The sequence below is a fragment of the Pseudomonas sp. UBA1879 genome (genome assembly GCF_002338065.1).
In the GTDB taxonomy this organism is placed as follows: domain Bacteria; phylum Pseudomonadota; class Gammaproteobacteria; order Pseudomonadales; family Pseudomonadaceae; genus Aquipseudomonas.
In genome coordinates, this window is the sequence record NZ_DDHJ01000013.1 from 164,058 (window position 1) to 180,064 (window position 16,007).

The 16,007-nt window shown below is 61.1% G+C and carries 13 protein-coding genes; 2 read left to right on the forward strand and 11 right to left on the reverse strand.

Annotation, left to right across the window (positions count from 1 at the left end; all coding sequences use genetic code 11):
- Positions 1–258 precede the first annotated feature (258 nt).
- The 7 genes from metC to B3N48_RS12730 all read right to left on the reverse strand — a co-directional run bounded on the left by metC (position 259) and on the right by B3N48_RS12730 (position 7,849).
- Positions 259–3,000, reverse strand: a complete 2,742-nt coding sequence (gene metC, locus B3N48_RS12700) for a cystathionine beta-lyase (RefSeq protein WP_296184071.1) — start codon at positions 2,998–3,000, stop codon at positions 259–261.
- A 201-nt stretch (positions 3,001–3,201) separates the two neighbouring features.
- Positions 3,202–3,858 (reverse strand): glutathione S-transferase family protein, encoded by a 657-nt coding sequence (locus B3N48_RS12705; protein WP_296184072.1) that lies wholly within the window; start codon positions 3,856–3,858, stop codon positions 3,202–3,204.
- The gene (locus tag B3N48_RS12710; RefSeq protein ID WP_296184074.1) at positions 3,855–4,451 is read right to left on the reverse strand and encodes a cysteine dioxygenase; all 597 of its coding nucleotides are present in this window, start codon (positions 4,449–4,451) and stop codon (positions 3,855–3,857) included. Before B3N48_RS12710 ends, B3N48_RS12705 begins: the two co-directional genes overlap by 4 nt.
- Positions 4,452–4,646: 195 nt before the next feature.
- Positions 4,647–5,486, reverse strand: coding sequence for an amino acid ABC transporter ATP-binding protein (locus tag B3N48_RS12715; protein ID WP_296184075.1), 840 nt, complete (start codon positions 5,484–5,486; stop codon positions 4,647–4,649).
- A complete protein-coding gene (locus B3N48_RS12720) occupies positions 5,473–6,261 on the reverse strand; it encodes an amino acid ABC transporter permease (RefSeq protein ID WP_296184077.1) in 789 nt (262 codons plus the stop codon). The genes B3N48_RS12715 and B3N48_RS12720 overlap by 14 nt, the downstream gene beginning before the upstream one ends.
- Positions 6,251–7,003, reverse strand: coding sequence for an amino acid ABC transporter permease (locus tag B3N48_RS12725; RefSeq protein WP_296184078.1), 753 nt, complete (start codon positions 7,001–7,003; stop codon positions 6,251–6,253). Before B3N48_RS12725 ends, B3N48_RS12720 begins: the two co-directional genes overlap by 11 nt.
- A 3-nt stretch (positions 7,004–7,006) precedes the next feature.
- Positions 7,007–7,849 (reverse strand): transporter substrate-binding domain-containing protein, encoded by an 843-nt coding sequence (locus tag B3N48_RS12730; protein WP_296184080.1) that lies wholly within the window; start codon positions 7,847–7,849, stop codon positions 7,007–7,009.
- A gap of 381 nt (positions 7,850–8,230) precedes the next feature.
- Here B3N48_RS12730 and B3N48_RS12735 point away from each other — a divergent pair, with 381 nt between their 5' ends.
- On the forward strand, positions 8,231–9,085 hold the full coding sequence (locus B3N48_RS12735) for a LysR substrate-binding domain-containing protein (protein WP_296184082.1): 855 nt from the start codon (positions 8,231–8,233) through the stop codon (positions 9,083–9,085).
- A gap of 97 nt (positions 9,086–9,182) precedes the next feature.
- Here B3N48_RS12735 and B3N48_RS12740 read toward each other — a convergent pair whose 3' ends face one another.
- From B3N48_RS12740 to B3N48_RS12750, 3 genes are all read right to left on the reverse strand, one after another.
- On the reverse strand, positions 9,183–9,902 hold the full coding sequence (locus B3N48_RS12740; RefSeq protein WP_296184084.1) for an alpha/beta hydrolase: 720 nt from the start codon (positions 9,900–9,902) through the stop codon (positions 9,183–9,185).
- Positions 9,903–10,172: 270 nt separating this feature from the next.
- Positions 10,173–11,498, reverse strand: a complete 1,326-nt coding sequence (locus B3N48_RS12745; protein ID WP_296184085.1) for an LLM class flavin-dependent oxidoreductase — start codon at positions 11,496–11,498, stop codon at positions 10,173–10,175.
- 15 nt (positions 11,499–11,513) lie between these two features.
- Positions 11,514–12,461, reverse strand: a complete 948-nt coding sequence (locus B3N48_RS12750; RefSeq protein ID WP_296184086.1) for an aliphatic sulfonate ABC transporter substrate-binding protein — start codon at positions 12,459–12,461, stop codon at positions 11,514–11,516.
- Positions 12,462–12,679: 218 nt separating this feature from the next.
- Between B3N48_RS12750 and B3N48_RS12755 the strand changes: the two genes are divergently transcribed.
- On the forward strand, positions 12,680–13,129 hold the full coding sequence (locus tag B3N48_RS12755; RefSeq protein ID WP_296184088.1) for a hemerythrin domain-containing protein: 450 nt from the start codon (positions 12,680–12,682) through the stop codon (positions 13,127–13,129).
- A 163-nt stretch (positions 13,130–13,292) separates the two neighbouring features.
- Here the strand turns inward: B3N48_RS12755 and B3N48_RS12760 are convergent, their stop codons facing one another.
- On the reverse strand, positions 13,293–15,959 hold the full coding sequence (locus tag B3N48_RS12760; RefSeq protein WP_296184090.1) for a DUF3616 domain-containing protein: 2,667 nt from the start codon (positions 15,957–15,959) through the stop codon (positions 13,293–13,295).
- Positions 15,960–16,007 lie beyond the last annotated feature (48 nt).

Sequence of the window (16,007 nt, forward strand, 5' to 3'; positions counted from 1 at the left end):
TGATGAGTGCACGGGCTCGGGACCGGAAAATTTGATCCCTTAGCGCCGTGGCCTTTCCATGTCGTCTCATTGCCAATGTTCATTGAAAACTCAAGGACGAATGGTGAAGGCATAAAGAAAAGCATGTGCGGTACATATTTATTGAGCAACCGCGTCCCTGGTATGACACCGTCCCCGTGGTGGCGAATTCATTCGCGAAGGGCTACCAGCGTCTATCTTTGTCTGGTCCATTTTCCGCGAATGAATGCGCTCCCCCCGTCATCGAATCGCTGCAAAACCTCGTTCCAGATCCTCGATTAACGCGCTGACGTCCTCCAGTCCGATGTGCAATCTCAGCAGCGGGTTGAGGGTCTTGTCGGTGGCGTTCTGTCGGTCGTGGACATTGGCGGGGATGATCAGGCTTTCGAAACCACCCCACGACGCGCCGAGGCCGAACAGGTGCAGGGCTTCGATGAACGGCGCCAGCAAGGTGGGATCGTTGTCAGCCAGTTCGAAGGTCAGCAGGCCGTTGCTGCCGGTGAAGTCGCGTTTCCACAGGGCATGATTCGGGTGATCCGGCAGCGCCGGGTGGAAGACGCGTTTGACCTGCGGATGCCGCTGAAGCCAGCCGGCGACCTCCAGGGCCTGGCGCTCATGCGCGTCCAGCCGCGCGGCGAGGGTGCGGGCGCCGCGCAGCACAAGATAGGCATCGTCAGGGCTGACGACGCTGCCGAAGGTGTCGGACATGACAGCCAGCGGCTGCCAGACGGCTTGGGTAGTGCAAACGCTGCCCATCACCACGTCGCTGTGCCCGGACAGGTATTTGGTCAGAGCCATGATGGAAATGTCCGCGCCCAAGGTCAGCGGTCGGTATTGGTAGCCCGAGCCATAAGTGTTATCCACCGCCAGCAAAATCCCCCGCGCCTTGCACAGCGTGGCGATGGCCGGCAGGTCGGCCAGTTCGTACAGCAGGGAACCGGGCACTTCGGCGTAGACCATTCTGGTGTTGGTTTGCAGTGTGTCTTCCAGCCCGCTGCCGTCGGCATTGAAGTAGCTGTAGTGAATGCCGAACGGTTTGAGGAACTCTTCAGCCACTTGCCGCACCGGCGAGTACACCGCGTCGGTGATCAGCACGTGATCGCCGGGGCGCAGGTAAGCCAGAAAGGTCTGCGCGACGGCTGCCAGTCCGGTGCTGAACAGTCGCGTGCGATAGCCGCCTTCCAGTTCAGTGACCAGGTCTTCCAGCTCGAACGCCGTCGGATTGCCCCGCGCGCCGTAGCTCAGCACACGTTCGGTGTCACGGCGTTTACGGGCGTCGCGCATCTCGTGGAGGCTGTCGAACAGCACGGTGCTCATGCGCGACACGGACGGGTTGACCCAACGCACCCCGCTGCCCTTTTCCCCGCGGGCGGCGTGGATCAGGCGCGTGCGCACCCGGTTCTCGTTCGCGCTGGATGCCAAGGGCTTGAGGCTGGCAATTTCCTGCGTTGTCATCTGTCCCAGCAAGCCGATTTCCCACGCCAGGTATTGGCGTGCGGCGTCTTTGTTGCCCGAGTGGCGATCATGGGTGAAGAACAGGAAATCGATGCACTGCTCGTCGGGTGGATTGCTGGCATCTTCGCCAAGCGCAAAACCCGCTGCCTGCCAGGTTGTGAAATCCAGCCAGCGGGCATGCTGACGTTGCGATTGCGGCAGCTCAAGGGCGGCGATGGCGGCGAGGTTTGCATCGTCTGCGACGAGGACGATCGGCTGGGTCCGCGCAGCAAGATCATCAGCCAGGCGCGTGCGAATCGACCACGCCGACCCGGCAATGTGCGCCTTGCGATAGGCCATGCTGCCCCGCAGATCAATCAGCGCAACGGTGTCGTCGCGCAGCGCATCCTGCAACGCTGCCGCGCTGATTTCGGGCAACGCTGGAGCGACCGATACCTCACTGATCGGCAACGCCAGACCACTCTGCAAACCGCCCTCCAGCACATAGGCCTCATGACCCAACTGACGCAGCCAACTGGCGACGATGGGCGCACGCACGCCGTCGTTGTCGAGCAGCACCAGACGTGCCCCGCGCACCCCGACGTAAAGATCAGTGGACTGAATCAACTGTCCGCCAGGTGTGTGTTGCGCACCCGGCAAACTGCCGAGGGCAAATTCTTCCGGCGTACGCACGTCGCCCAGAAACAGGCTGCGCGATGGGTCCTGCGACCACGCGATAACCTGCTCGGCCTTCACCGTCCGCACACCGGCGCGTTTAGCCAGCTGCTGCGCGGCGTCACGCTGCGGGGCCAACGACGCGGTGGGCGATACGTCCGGATAGCGTCGAGCGCTGCCGTGTTCAAGTGGCAGATCGGCGAGGTACCAGCCCTGCGTGCCGTTTTCCAGCGCGTAGACCGGGTTTTTCACGCCGAGGTCGATCAGGGTTTGCGCGCCGATGATACTGCGGGTGCGGCCGGCGCAATTGACGATGATGGGGGTGGTCTCATCCGCCACCAGGTCTTTCAGGCGATAGCCCAGTTCGCCGTTGGGGCAGCAGATGGAGCCGGGAATGGTCATCTTGCGGTATTCGTCGAACGGGCGACCATCCAGCAGCACCAGCGGTTCGCCCCGGGCCTGCCAGTCGGCCAGTTCGGTGGCGCTGATGTGCGGCGTGTGGCTCGCTTCTTCGACCCGTTCACCAAAGGCCTTGGACGGCACATGCACCCCGGCGAACAGCTGCAACCCGGCAGCCAGCCAGCCCTCGGCGCCGCCTTCGAGTACGTGCACACGGCTGTAACCCAGTTGCTCCAGACGCTGCGCGGCCTTGAGCGAGACGTCATTGCCGGTCTGGTCGTAGACCACCAGACGCACGTTGGGGTTGGGCGCCAGGCGACGGGCTTCGAGTTCAAGACGGCTGTAGGGCAGGTTCACCCCGTGAAACAGATGCGCTTCGCCGTACTGGCCGTGTTCCCGTACGTCGAACAGGGCGATTTCCTGCCCGTCGAACAGCCAGGTTTGCAGGTGGTGCGGGGTGACTTTTTGGCTCATGGGGGTTCTCGAGATTCTGTTGTGTGGCTTGGTCTGGTGACTAACGCGACCTTGTAGGAGCGCGGCTTGCCCCGCGACCGGCTGCGAAGCAGTCGCAAATCCATACACCCGGCCGTGTCAGATGAGCCGAATTCGACGGATTTACGACGACTTCGTCGCCGGTCGCGGGGCAAGCCGCGCTCCTACAGGAACAGGGTGGGGTTACTGCAACACCAACGACCTCTCACCGGCCGCCACTTCCCGGCCCTTCTCGTACGCGCGCTGCACCGCCGGTCGGGCCTTGATGCGGTCGCGCCAGGCGTGGATGTTCGGGTAATCCGCCAGGTCCTGGCCCTGACGCAATGGCTGAATCCACGGGAAGATCGCCATGTCGGCAATCGAGTAATCACCCGCTACGTACGGCACTTCGCCCAGACGTTTTTCCAGCACGCCGTACAGCCGAGCGGCCTCGGCGCCGAGCAGGTCGAGGGCGAAGGGAATCGGCTCTGGTGCCTTTTCCCGGAACACCTGCCACTGGCTCAGGTAAGGCGTGATATGCCCCACCTGCCAGAACAGCCATTCCTGCACGCGCTGGCGTTCGGCAGTGCCTTGCGCTGGCAGAAAACGCCCGGCCTTGTTCGCCAGATAATTGAGAATAGCCCCGGATTCGAAGAGGCTCAGCGGCTCGCCCGCGGGCGCCGGTGCAGGGTCGACAATCGCCGGAATCCGGCCGTTAGCGCTGATCGCCTGGAACCATTCCTGCTTCTGTTCGCCGGTGCGAATGTTGATTGGCAACAGGCGGTACTCCTGCTCAAGCTCTTCAAGCAGGATGCCGACTTTCAGGCCGTTGCCGGTAGGCCAGTAGTAGAGATCGATCATGCGTAGGCCTTGATCGACGGGGCCATTTGCGAGGCGTTGTAGTTGAGGACCTTGCCCTCGGTATTGACGCCGTAACGCCCGTTCAGCGACTCCAGCGGACGGCCGTACAGGTGGAAATGCAGGGTCGGGGTTTCACCATCGACCTTGATGCCGTGCAGGTCTTCGCCGAGAAAGCTGATCGACGTGCCCGGTTGAACCACGACTTCCTTTTCCAGCTCCAGCTTGGCGAACGCAGGGTCGCTGCCATCGTCGGTACGGGCCCAGACGTAATTGATCTCCTGACCCTGCACCGCCACGATCACCGCCCAGGTTTCGTGGTTGTGCGGCAGCGTGCTTTTGCCGGGCAGCAGCGAGTTCATGTACAGCGTTGGCGTTTCGCCGTCGTCGTTCAGGCGATAACGAAACGCAGTGTCGCCCTCCCCCGGAACCGGCGCCGGGAAGGTGTCGAAGTTGAACAGATCACGACGCTCGGCCAGGCCCTCCAGCAGGCTGACGATTTCTTGCAGTGCTGCGCGGTCTACCCCGCGTTGGTGAATGACGCGGATTTTCTGAAGGAAATCTTCGATCACGGGGCTGCGGGTTTCGATGCTCATCAGGTGCTCCTTTTATTCATATTCAGGGCTTGGAATACATAGTGCTCATCTGACGCTATTCCCCTGTGGGAGCCGGCTTGCTAGCGAAAGCGTTGTATCAGCTAACACTGCATTGGCTGACACACCGCCTTCGCCAGCAAGCCGGCTCCTACAAGAGCGTTGCTGCGTCTGGCAATGTGGCGATCACGCACTCGCTCAAACCGACAGGCTATACCGGCTGATATTGCTCAACAGAAACGGGTCGCCGACGGCTACCGGGCGCCGTCCGGCATCGCCCAGGGCGTGGCGTAAAAAACTCTGGGTGCGCTCGCTTTCCGGGCGCTGGAAAATCTGCTCGGCGCTGCCGTGTTCGACGATCAGACCGTTCTCGGTGAAATACACCACGTCGCTGATGTCCTCGGCGAAGCGCATCTCATGGGTCACCAGCACGCAGGTCATGCCCTCTTCGGTCAGTTCGCGAATCACCGTCAACACTTCGCCCACGGTTTCCGGATCCAGCGCGGACGTCACTTCATCGAACAGAATCAGTTCGGGTCGCATCGCCAGTGCGCGGGCGATGGCCACGCGCTGCTGCTGACCGCCGGACAACTGCCCCGGATACGCATCGGCCTTGTGCTCCATACGTACTTTGGCGAGCAAGGCGCGGGCTTCTTTTTCGGCGTCCACCGCATTGCGCCCCAGCACCTTGCGCGGCGCGATGACCAGGTTTTCCAGCACCGACAAGTGCGGGAACAGGTTGTACTGCTGAAACACAAACCCCACGCGTTTGCGCAACTCGATGCGCTGCCCCTCGTTGGCCAGCGTGTGCACCTCGGTGTCGCCCACGCGAATCGTGCCGCGCTGGGGTTGCAACAGGCCGGTGATGCAACGCAGGATCGTCGATTTGCCCGAACCCGACGGACCGATGATCGACACCGCCTGGCCGCGCTGCACGTCGAGGTCGATGCCCTTGAGCACGCGGTTGCTGCCGAAGGACAGATGAATGTCGCGCAGGCTGATCAGAGGTCGCTCGGCGCGCGTTTCAGGAGAAGGCATAACGTCGCTCCAGGTATTGAGTGAGGCGGGAAATCGGGTAGCAATAGGCGAAGAACAGCGCGAGCACGCTGAAGTAAATCAGCACCGTGAAGCCCGTCCGGTTGATCGTATTGCTGGCGATCTGCGCGGTGTCGATCAGGTCATGCACCCCCACCAGCGACGCCAGCGCGGTGCCCATGGTGATCACCGCGTAGAGGTTCATCCACGGCGGCAGCATGCGCTTGAAGCACTGCGGCAGGATGATCGAGCGGAAGATCTGCCCTCGGGTGAACGCCAGCGAACGCGAGGCTTCCCACTGGGTGCTGGGAATCGAACCGATGGCCCCGCGAAAAATCTCCGCGACGTTGGCGCTGGCAGGCAACGCCAGGCCGATGGTGACTTTCACCCAGTCGGGGAAGGCGATCCATGACGTGCCAATGTGCAGTTCGAACGGAAAGACGTAGGTGGTGAAATAGATCAGCACCAGCCACGGCGCGTTGCGAAACACCTGCACCCAGATTCGCGCAGGCAGTCGCGTGATCCACAGCGGCGACACGCCCAGCGCGCCGATCAACAGGCCCAGTACCGAACCAATGGCAATGGCCAACAGGCTGATCAGAATGTTCTGGCCGAAGCCCACTGCCAGTGCCGGGGACCACTCGTAGAGCGCCGCGAACACCGGGCTTTTTGGCGCGCCAAAGATCAGCAATGCCAACAGCCCAGCGACCAGCATCAGCTTGCCCGGATGACGACGGGACCAGGACAACGGCAGGCTTGCGGACGATTCAATGGCCATAACCGGGCATCCTCAATCTGGCTTCGAGGGCACGGCCCACACAGTTGACGATGAAGCTGAGCAAGCCAAAAAACGTCAGCAGCAGGATCATCAGTTCCAGCACGTTGTCGCTCTGCGTCCAGATCATGATCGAAGCGTAGGTGATGTCGCCCACGGCAATGGCCGAGGCCACGGCGGTCATCTTCACCAGGTCGATCAGGTTGTTGATCAGCGAGGGCAAGGCAAAGCGCAGGGCCAGCGGCAGCTGTACATTCCAAAGCAGTTGGCGGCTGCTGAACGCCAGGGAACTCGCCGCTTCCAGCGTCACGGCAGGCACCGCTTCGATCCCGGCGCGCAGGGCCTCGGCATGAAACGCGCCCTTGTGCAGCGAGATCACGATCACCACCCAGGCGAACGGCGTCAGCGGGTTGGCCGCGCCCACGGCCTGGGTCAGCAACATGTTCAACACCAGAAACGCGCAGTACAGCTGCACCAGCGTCGGCGTGTTGCGGGTGACTGCGATGAACACCCGCGCAGGCTTGGCGAGAGACGGCTTGCCGCTGGTCAGCATGGCCGCCAGCCCGACGCCGGCGAGCAGGCTGCCGACGATGGTGAACAGGCACAGCAGCACGGTCGTCAGCGCGCCGTTGACCATCGAGCCGCGCTGATACGCGTCCAGCAGAAAGCTGTAGTTCAGGCCAAACTTGGCCGTCCACTGCACAAAGCCAGTCAGCCATTCATCAGGGGCCAGCCAATAGCTCATGCGTCAGGCGCCTGTGGCCTGGAACTTGTCATGTAGCTCGACCAGCGCAGGAGATGCCGGGGTGATGTGGTGGCGTTTCTCGCCCTCGATCAGCCAGCCGGTGCGGTGCCAGTCTTTGACGATGGCGTCGAGTTTTGCCTGGGTGTCGGCCTCCCCTGGGCGGGTCCAGATCACCGACGGCGCAGGGTTGAGTTCAGAGGTGATGGCGCGGTAGTCCTTCCACTCGGCGCTGTCGGCGATCAGCGGATTGATCAGCGTGGCGTCGTGCACGGCGGCGACGCAGTTGTTGCCGCGAAGGGCCAGCAGGGATTCGGAGGAGCTTTTGAACGCCTTGAGTTCAGCGCCGTACTCGGTCAGCGGCTTGACGTAGCTGCTGCCCTGAGACGTGCAAACCGGCTGACCCTTGAGATCTTCCCAACGGGTGATCTTGCTGTCCTTGAGCACCGCAGCCGTGCCGCCGACGCGATAGAACGGCGTTGGCACAAAGCCCAGCTGCTGGCCGCGCTCGGCGGTCCACTCCATGTTGGCGATCAGCAAATCAACCTTGCCCTGTTGCAGGAACTGCACGCGGTTGGCAGGAAGGACCGGCACCAGCTCGACTTCAGCGCCGAGACGACGGCCAAGGTCTTCAGCCATGTCGACGTTCAGGCCCTTGGGCTTCTGATTGCTCGGGTCGATGGAACCGAACGGCCCACCCGACAGCAACACGCCGACCACCACCCGATGACGCTGCTCGATCTTGTCCAGCGTGGCGTCGGCCTGAGCGGCAAAACTGGCGCCAAGGGCGGTGACGGCACCGACGAACAACGGCAGCAAACGGGTAATGGGCGAGCGCGTGTACGGCATGGAAGTCCCCTTGAGATGGTCATCGGCTGGGCGCATTTTTTAAGCGCCTCGTCATGACTCGCATCCTAGGGAGCGTATCGGAGCAACGGAAATGAAAATATCAAATATGGTTATAACTTTCTGATTTCGGCGATTTGCATGATCAGTTATAAGCCCCGTATTTCGGGGCGCCGTTGATATTTACGAAGAGAATGCTGCTCCAAAGCATAAAAATCCGTAATGTATTCTGCATTCCGATTGATGGAATTCAGCTCTTGTAGGAGTGAGCTTGCTCGCGATAGCGGTGTGTCAATGCCTATGATTTGCTTGACGCTACGCTATCGCGAGCAAGCTCACTCCTACAGAGGGCCGCGCTTCGACCTGACTGATAAGTGAGTCCAAATGTCCGACACCCTCGATCTCGAACTGCTGCGCACCTTCGTCGCCGTTGTCGACCATCACAGCTTCGCCGGGGCCGGCGCGCAGTTGTCGCGCACGCAGTCATCGGTGACCCAGCACATGCAGCGTCTGGAACAGCAGATCGGCGTGAGCCTGTTTCAGAAACAGGGTCGGCAGAAGCAGCTCACCGAGCCGGGCCGCCAGCTTTTACGCCATGCCCGGCAGATGCTCTCGCTCAACGACGACGCGCTCAATTCCCTGCGTGAGAGCAGCCTTAGCGGCGTGCTGCGCATCGGCTCCCCTCACGACATCGCCGACACCATTCTGCCGCCGATCCTGAGCCACATCGCCCGCTCGGCGCCGAAACTGCGGCTGGAGATCGACGTGGGGCGCAGCCCGTTTCTGATGGACGATCTGCACCGCGGCAAGGTCGACATGGTGATCTCCACCCGCGAAGACCCAGGCTTGGAAGGCTTTGCACTGAGGACATCGCCGGTATGGTGGATCTGCTCGGCGCAGTACCAGCACGTGCCGGGTGAGCCGATTCCGCTGATTCTGGTGGATGAGCCGAGCATCTATCGGCGCTACGCCATCGAGGCGCTGGAGCGGGCGAACATTGCCTGGCGCCAGGCGTACCTGGCCTCGAACCTCATCGGCATCAAGGCCGCAACCCGCGCAGGACTGGGGGTAACGGCGCGCAGCATGGAAATGCTCGGCCCGGACATGCGGGTGCTGGGCGAAGCCGACGGGCTGCCGAGAATGCCCGACGTGACGTATCACCTGTGGATTCGGCCCAACACCGTGAACCCGCTGGCGCGGCGGGCATACGAGTTGATTCGGGTGAGTCAGGGGTTGTAACCGGTTCGTCGCTGACTGGCTGATGTCACGCGATTCCCCTCTGTAGGAGCGAATTCATTCGCCCCCAGAGGGAGTCTGTGTTGAGGGGTAGCGATCGCTACTTCAACACAGCCTCAATCCAGCGCTTCAAATCCGCCACCTCAGCAGAGGTGATGGTGTGCCCCGCCCCGGCGTATGCATGAAACTCAGGATTGATCAGCAGGTTTTCCAGCACCGTGCGCGCTTCGGTCGCGCCGGAGAACGGAACGCGGGTGTCCGCCGAACCATGACCGATGAAGACCTTCAACGGCTTGAGGCGATCGTCCGGTTTCAGCCGTGCGTGGAGTGCCGCCAGGATCTTGCCACTCAGCGGCGCGATCCCTCGCACCAGGTCAGGGTGTTGCAGTCCGATCTGATAACTCATCATCGCGCCCTGACTGAACCCCACCAAAACCACCTTGTTTGGCTGAGTGCCGTATTTTTCCGTGGCTTGCTCGATGAACGTTCTGAGGGTGTCGGTGCTTTTGTCCACGTCGCTGGTCACGCCCTCGTACTCGGCCTGATCGGCGTCCTGGGTGAACCACTTGTAGCCCCCGCCATCAACCTCCAGCGGCGCCCGCACTGAGAGAAAGGTGTAATCCGGCGACAGCTCGTCCCTGATACCAAACAAGTCACGTTCATCGCTGCCGTAGCCGTGCAGGAAGATGATCAGAGGTTTGTCTTTGGAATCGGCGGGGGCCGCTGCGAGATAAGGCAGCGCCAGATCGGTGAGCAACGCGGATTCGGCATGGGCGAAGCCTGTGAACACACAGAGCAGCGCAGCAAAAAACTTCATCATTGAAAACGGGCCCTTTGAGAAAAACGTCGGGCCCATCATACGCAGGCGGGTTCAGATGTCAGCCCGTGATCGACCGGGGGATGCTGTCAGATCGCTGTACGGCGTGCAGATTTTTTCTCACACCGCATAACAACCACCACTGAATACTTGAGGGAGGGAGCTTGCTCACGAAGGCTGACTTTCAGTCACCACAGCTGTGTGGGGTTGATTGGCCGTTTCGGGAGCAAGCTCACTGCCACAGAGGGCATGCTGAGGGTTCACGGCAGGCGTTCAGTCCTCCAGCGCCGACAGACCCAAATGCTCGCGTAACGTCGAGCCTTCATAGGCCGTGCGGAACAGCCCCTTGCGCTGAAGATGCGGGATCACGCTTTCAACGAACTCACTGAACGACCCCGGCAGATACGCAGGGGAAATCACGAAACCGTCGCACCCGCCCTGGGTGAACATCTCTGCCAGTTGATCGGCGATCTGCGCCCCGGTGCCCACCAGTTGCGGCACGCGCACGCTGCTGGCAAAGATCCGGCCCAGCTCTTCCAGCGTGGTGTCGGCCCCCTGCATCAGCAGTTTCTCGGCCGCTGCCGGGTGAATCGACGGTGCTTTGGCGATGTCCGCCAGCGTGGCCGACAGCGGAAACGGCGACAGGTCGACGTTCAGTTGCGAGGCCAGGGTCACCAAACCCAACTCAGGACGTGCCAAGGCGTTGTGCTGGTCGCGCTTGGCCCGCGCTTCAGCCTCAGTGCCGCCAATGAATGGCATCACCGCCGTCAGCACCTTGCAACTGTCGGCATCGCGCCCTTGTTGTACGACCTGCCCGCGCACGTCTTTGCGGAACGCGTGCATGGCCTTGAGATGCGGGTGGATGGTGAAGATTGCCTCGGCCCAGCGCGCGCCGAAACGCCGTCCACGCCCTGACGATCCGGCCTGAATCAACACCGGTCGTCCTTGAGGCGTGCGCGGGATGTTCAGCGGGCCTTCGACCTTGAACCACTCCCCCCGATGCTGCACCGAGGTGATCAGGCCAGGATCGGCCAGTACGCCGCTTTCCCGGTCGAGCTTCAATGCGCCCGGTGCCCAGCTGCGCCAGAGTTTCAGCGCGACTTCGACAAACTCGTCGGCGCGGTCGTAGCGCAGGTCATGTTCCAGGTGCTTGTCCTTGCCGAACAGGCGCCCTTCGCTGTCGTTCATCGACGTGACAATGTTCCACGCTGCCCGGCCTTTGGACAGGTGATCAAGGGTCGCGAACTCGCGCGCGATGTGCGCGGGTTCGAAGTAAGTGGTCGAACGGGTGGCGCCCAGGCCCAGCTTGCTCGTTTGCCCCACCAGATAGGACAGGATCGGCAGCGGATCAAGGCGCGTGGCGTCCTGTGCGCCGTAACGCAGGGCGATGTCTCTCGACCCGCCCATCTGATCGCCTACCGCCAGCCGGTCGGCGAAGAACAGGAAATCGAACAGGCCTTCCTCTACCACGCGAGCGGTGCGCGCATAGTAGTCAGGGTCGAGGTAATTGCCGAGGGTTTCCGGATGACGCCAGGCCGCGTGACTGTGGATGACCGGCCCGCTCAGCAGGAACGCAGAGAGGTGAATTTGGCGACTCATGAATGCGCTCCTGTCTTATTCGGATTTGGCTTTCGGCACCCACACCGCGATGTCGGAAATCTTCAGCGGTTTTGGAATCAACTTGGCTTCGTAGTAGTAATCGGCGATGCGCTGCTGCTCGGCAAGCTGATCGATTTTGACCGGCACGATGTCGTAGCTGCGACGGCTGTTGGCGAGCTCCACGGTCTCGGTCGGAATATTGCCCCACAGCGGCGCCAGGTTCTTCGCGGCTTCTTGCGGATGGCCTTTGACCCACTGCCCGGCGTCGTGAAGGGTGTCGAACACCACTTGCAGCACCTCGGGATGAGCCTTGGCGAAGCGGGTGTTGGCGACATAAAACCGGTTGTAGTTCGCAACATCATGGGTGCCGTCGGCCAGCACGCGAACATGGTGTTCACGTTGTTGGGTGGCCAGGAACGGGTCCCAGATCGCCCAGGCATCGACGTTGCCGCTGGAGAATGCGGCCACGCCGTCCGGCGCTTCCAGGTAGACCGGCTTGATGTCAGCCAGGGTCAGACCGGCTTTCTTGAGGGCCGAGATCAGCAGGAAGTTACTGCCCGAGCCTTTCGACACCGCCACACTTTTGCCCTTAAGGTCTGCGACGCTGTGAATCGGCGAGTTGTCCTGGACAATGATTGCCTGCGCAGTCGGCGAAGGATTCTCACGCGCGTAATAGGTCAACGGCGTGTTCGCCGCTTGAGTGAACAGCGCGAAGGCATCGGCCACGTCAGCGTGCAAATCGACACTCCCGGCATTCATCGCGCTCAACAACCCGCTACTGAATTCATGCCAGTTCACTGTGAAGCCCAACGGCTTGAGGCGCTGCTCCAGCTGCCCGTCGTTTTTCAGCAGGATCCACAGCGTCGAAGAACGTTGGTAGCCGATGTTGATGACCTGCTCGGCGTGGGCGGTAGCGGTCGCCAGCAGCAATGCGGCGGCGACGAAAAGTTTACGAACGGACATGACGATCCCTGGAATGGCTGGACAGCGAAAACGCTCAGATCCGGATGGCATGAGCGCGAAGAAAAAAAGTCGTTTTGATTATAAAAACTGCTGAGAATTATGAAAGAAACGTATGGTTCTAAGCTTATGCCGCCCCAACGGCGGCGACCGCGGTTGAACGCTCGTTTACGTGATGCTGTCTAGCCATACATATTGATCAGCAATGTGAGGACGACACCGTGAACATCTTCGAAGCCCTGAGAGAAAGCCATGAACGTCAGCGCGGCTACGCCGATGCATTGATCAAGACACACGGTGACAGCGAGGAGCGCGCCGAAGTCTATAAGCTGCTGAGGGCCGAATTGCACGCCCATGAGACCGCTGAAGAGCGCTTCTTCTATATTCCGCTGATGCAGACCGAGAACGGCGTGGATCCCAGCCGTCATGCCATATCCGAGCATCATGAGATGGACGAGATGATGGAAGAGCTGGACGAAACCGAGATGTCCAGTCCGGCCTGGCTGGCCACCGCCAAGAAACTCGCCGAAAAGGTGCATCACCACCTTGAGGAAGAGGAACACAAGTTTTTTCAACAGGCCGGGAAGTTGTTGGGCGACAAGGAGAAAGTGTCGCTCGCCAGCCAGTATCAGAAGGAATACGAAGCGCAGTTGGAAGAGGCGCAAGGCTGACACGGGCTCGCCCTCACCCGAGCGCGTGAGGAGACGCGCTGGGTGAGGACGGCCGCGAGGGCGGCGGTTCAGGCAGGCCCGTGCGAAGCCCCTGACCGCTTCGCGGCCGTCGTAACTCCGGCAGCTGCTACAGGTTCAGCATCAACCGTTAACGGACGGTTACTCAGCCGGCCTGGATTTCAGTGTGCACGCTCAATGCGCCGGTTTGGACGATCGGGACGTAGCTTGGTGAGCCGATCGACGTTGGGTTGGCGGCGGGCGTGAACGAGCCATACTGCCCCGCCACCGCTCCGATGTAATGCGGATCACTGACCGACACACCATCCCACACTGCCGAAGCCGTGGCCGTACTGCCATACGCGGCACCGGCGTGCTCACCGTCCTTGAAATTATCATTCGTGGCCGGGGCCTGGATCGCGAGCACCGAGCCATCGGAAGCGAGGACAGGGTCTGTGTCGTAGTCAAACGCCGTAGCCACGTTACCGTGGGCGTCGAACACAATCACGGCATCTTCCTTGCCCAGTCCTGGCCCGCTGATACTGATCACATTGGCGTTGTCTGACAGGCCCCATGCCGTTTTGAATTTTGCGACATCGTCACCGTTCGAGAGCACCACCAGCGTCTGCCCCGCTGCCAGACTCAGTCCGGAAGGTAATGCGACGGCGCTGCTGAAACTGCCCGCTTCGTCATTCATCTTCCAGCCACTCAAATCGATGGCTGCCGTGCCGTAGTTGTAGAGCTCGAAAAAATCGCCGCCTTTGGCGTTGGAGTTCACCTCCGAGATCAGGATGCTGTAGTGCGGCGCATCGCCGGTTGTGAACCCGATACTGGAGCTCGCCAATGCATTGTCTGAGTGATCGGTCACGGCGTGGTCATTGATCACCAGCTTGTATGGCGTATCGGGTTTGAGCTTAACAGTCGGCTGCAGAATGATTGTGTTGTAGTCGACTTTCACACCCGCATCGCCCGCCTTGAAGCGCTGCACCGTCGCGCCGTTGGCATCCTGCAACTCAATTGCCCCGGTGCCGAACGCAACGCCTTCGTCGAACGTCAGGGTCAATGCGCTGCTGATCGGCAACCCCTCGCTGTTGTTGGCAGGAGAAGCCGCTACCAATGAAGGCGCGGTGTGATCCTCCACCGGCGACCCCAGCGTAATCACGTTGCCCTTGAATTGCTGGTCGGCGGGTTTCAAGTCTTTCGACACTTCAGTCTGGCCGGGCCAGAGGGTGTCGCCGTTGTCCTGCAGCAATTGAATCTGAGTGCCGGGCTTGATGCTTGCAGGGGACACGATGGATTCGAAGCTGCCACCGGTGGCTTTGAGCAGCGCGTCAAGATTGTTGTTCAGCTCCACTGGCGGATCTTCAGGTTTTCCGTCCCAGGTGTACAGGCGGAAGTCGTTGGTCACAGCGTCGGTCGCCACGCCAGACGGGCCCGCTATGATCAGGTAGCCGCTGCCGTCTGCAGCCTTGTCAATGGAGCGAATGCCTCGGCCGCCCAGGTTCAGCTCGATAGCCGCTCCAAAGGTCGGCGCAACGCTCATGCCCGAGTCGGCCAGCACTGCCTGATAATTGGTCACGGGAACAATCAGTGCCTTGTCGCGGGTCGTGGTGTCGGTCTGGGGGGCGCGAAAACCGAGCCATAGCTCGGAATCATCGATGGAGGTGGTCATGCCTTCGATTGAAAAACCGTTGGTGTTCTCCGGCGCGAGCCCTGGTCCGGACGACGCGGCAAACCCGAAATAGCCCGCAGGATGACCGCTGGCACCCCCATTATCCCAGGCCACCAGCGCCGCTTCGAAGCCGGTGAACTTACCTTGATAATCAAAGGTGGTCGCAGCGCCCATGCCGCTTACTTTGACGCTGAACAGAATCTCACGGCTGTCGGCATCGACCCCTTTTTTGGTGTTGCTGTGGGAGCCAGTGATGTAAAGCGTGTCGCCAACCAGGGTCAATGCTTCCATGTCGACTTCATCGGTGCTGCCGGTGACCTGGCTGTAATCCCACTCCACCAAAGCGTCGCCGCCCGCGCGATCGTAGACACGCAACACGTTGGATTCGTCATCGCCGACGATCATGTATTTATCGCCCCACGCCACAGCCCCGGACGCATCGGACGAACCGGACGTGCTGCCTTCGTGCGGTGTGAAAATCGCTTCGGTTGGGGTCGTCGGGTTGCTCGGTGGCGTCGGCGACGTGCCGCCTGAGGCGATCAGATGATTGGCCGTTTCCTTGATCAACTCGATTGGTGATTTACCACCCGGGTTCTGCACAATGCTCTGCACCTCGGCTTCCGACGGCGAGCGGCCCAGCAAACCGTTGTAGGTCAGTACGATCTGGGTTTTCACGGCGGTGGTGGTCTGGGTTTCCTGGGAGCTGCTGATCGACGTCAGCAGTTGATCGCGGCTCAGGCCGTTGGCCAGTTGCGCGGCCCAGTAACTCAGGCCGTCGGCATCCGGCGTGCGCCCCAGTGCGTGTTGATAAAGGGCAGTGACGAACGCGGTGTTATCGGCACTGACGGTCTGAGCGAACTCCTGAGATTGCGTGAACGCTTGGGCGATGTTGCCCAGGCTCAGGCCGTTCTGCTGGGCGTTGACCCAATAGTGCAAGCCTGCGGCGTCCGGCACGCGACCAAACGCGGTGAAGTAAAGATTGACGATGGGCGCGACCTGAGTCGCGGCCTCGGCCGACAGGGCGAAAGCGGATACCACATCGGCCACGGTTTCGACGCCGCTGTCGATACGCCCGACCCAATAGGCGATTTCGCTGCTGGAGCCCTCGCGGCCGAGGATATTCTTATAGAAGGAAGTGACCGTTTCGAGTGGGGTAGCCATGAAGGAACGTCCGCCGCTGATATCAAAATGATCCCGGACGTTACCAAC

Excerpts from the sequence above, each read along its gene's own strand:
- metC (WP_296184071.1), bottom strand. The coding sequence starts at position 3,000 with ATGAGCCAAAAAGTCACCCCGCACCACCTGCAAACCTGGCTGTTCGAC.
- B3N48_RS12705 (WP_296184072.1), bottom strand. The coding sequence starts at position 3,858 with ATGATCGATCTCTACTACTGGCCTACCGGCAACGGCCTGAAAGTCGGC.
- B3N48_RS12710 (WP_296184074.1), bottom strand. The coding sequence starts at position 4,451 with ATGAGCATCGAAACCCGCAGCCCCGTGATCGAAGATTTCCTTCAGAAA.
- B3N48_RS12715 (WP_296184075.1), bottom strand. The coding sequence starts at position 5,486 with ATGCCTTCTCCTGAAACGCGCGCCGAGCGACCTCTGATCAGCCTGCGC.
- B3N48_RS12720 (WP_296184077.1), bottom strand. The coding sequence starts at position 6,261 with ATGGCCATTGAATCGTCCGCAAGCCTGCCGTTGTCCTGGTCCCGTCGT.
- B3N48_RS12725 (WP_296184078.1), bottom strand. The coding sequence starts at position 7,003 with ATGAGCTATTGGCTGGCCCCTGATGAATGGCTGACTGGCTTTGTGCAG.
- B3N48_RS12730 (WP_296184080.1), bottom strand. The coding sequence starts at position 7,849 with ATGCCGTACACGCGCTCGCCCATTACCCGTTTGCTGCCGTTGTTCGTC.
- B3N48_RS12735 (WP_296184082.1), top strand. The coding sequence starts at position 8,231 with ATGTCCGACACCCTCGATCTCGAACTGCTGCGCACCTTCGTCGCCGTT.
- B3N48_RS12740 (WP_296184084.1), bottom strand. The coding sequence starts at position 9,902 with ATGATGAAGTTTTTTGCTGCGCTGCTCTGTGTGTTCACAGGCTTCGCC.
- B3N48_RS12745 (WP_296184085.1), bottom strand. The coding sequence starts at position 11,498 with ATGAGTCGCCAAATTCACCTCTCTGCGTTCCTGCTGAGCGGGCCGGTC.
- B3N48_RS12750 (WP_296184086.1), bottom strand. The coding sequence starts at position 12,461 with ATGTCCGTTCGTAAACTTTTCGTCGCCGCCGCATTGCTGCTGGCGACC.
- B3N48_RS12760 (WP_296184090.1), bottom strand. The coding sequence starts at position 15,959 with ATGGCTACCCCACTCGAAACGGTCACTTCCTTCTATAAGAATATCCTC.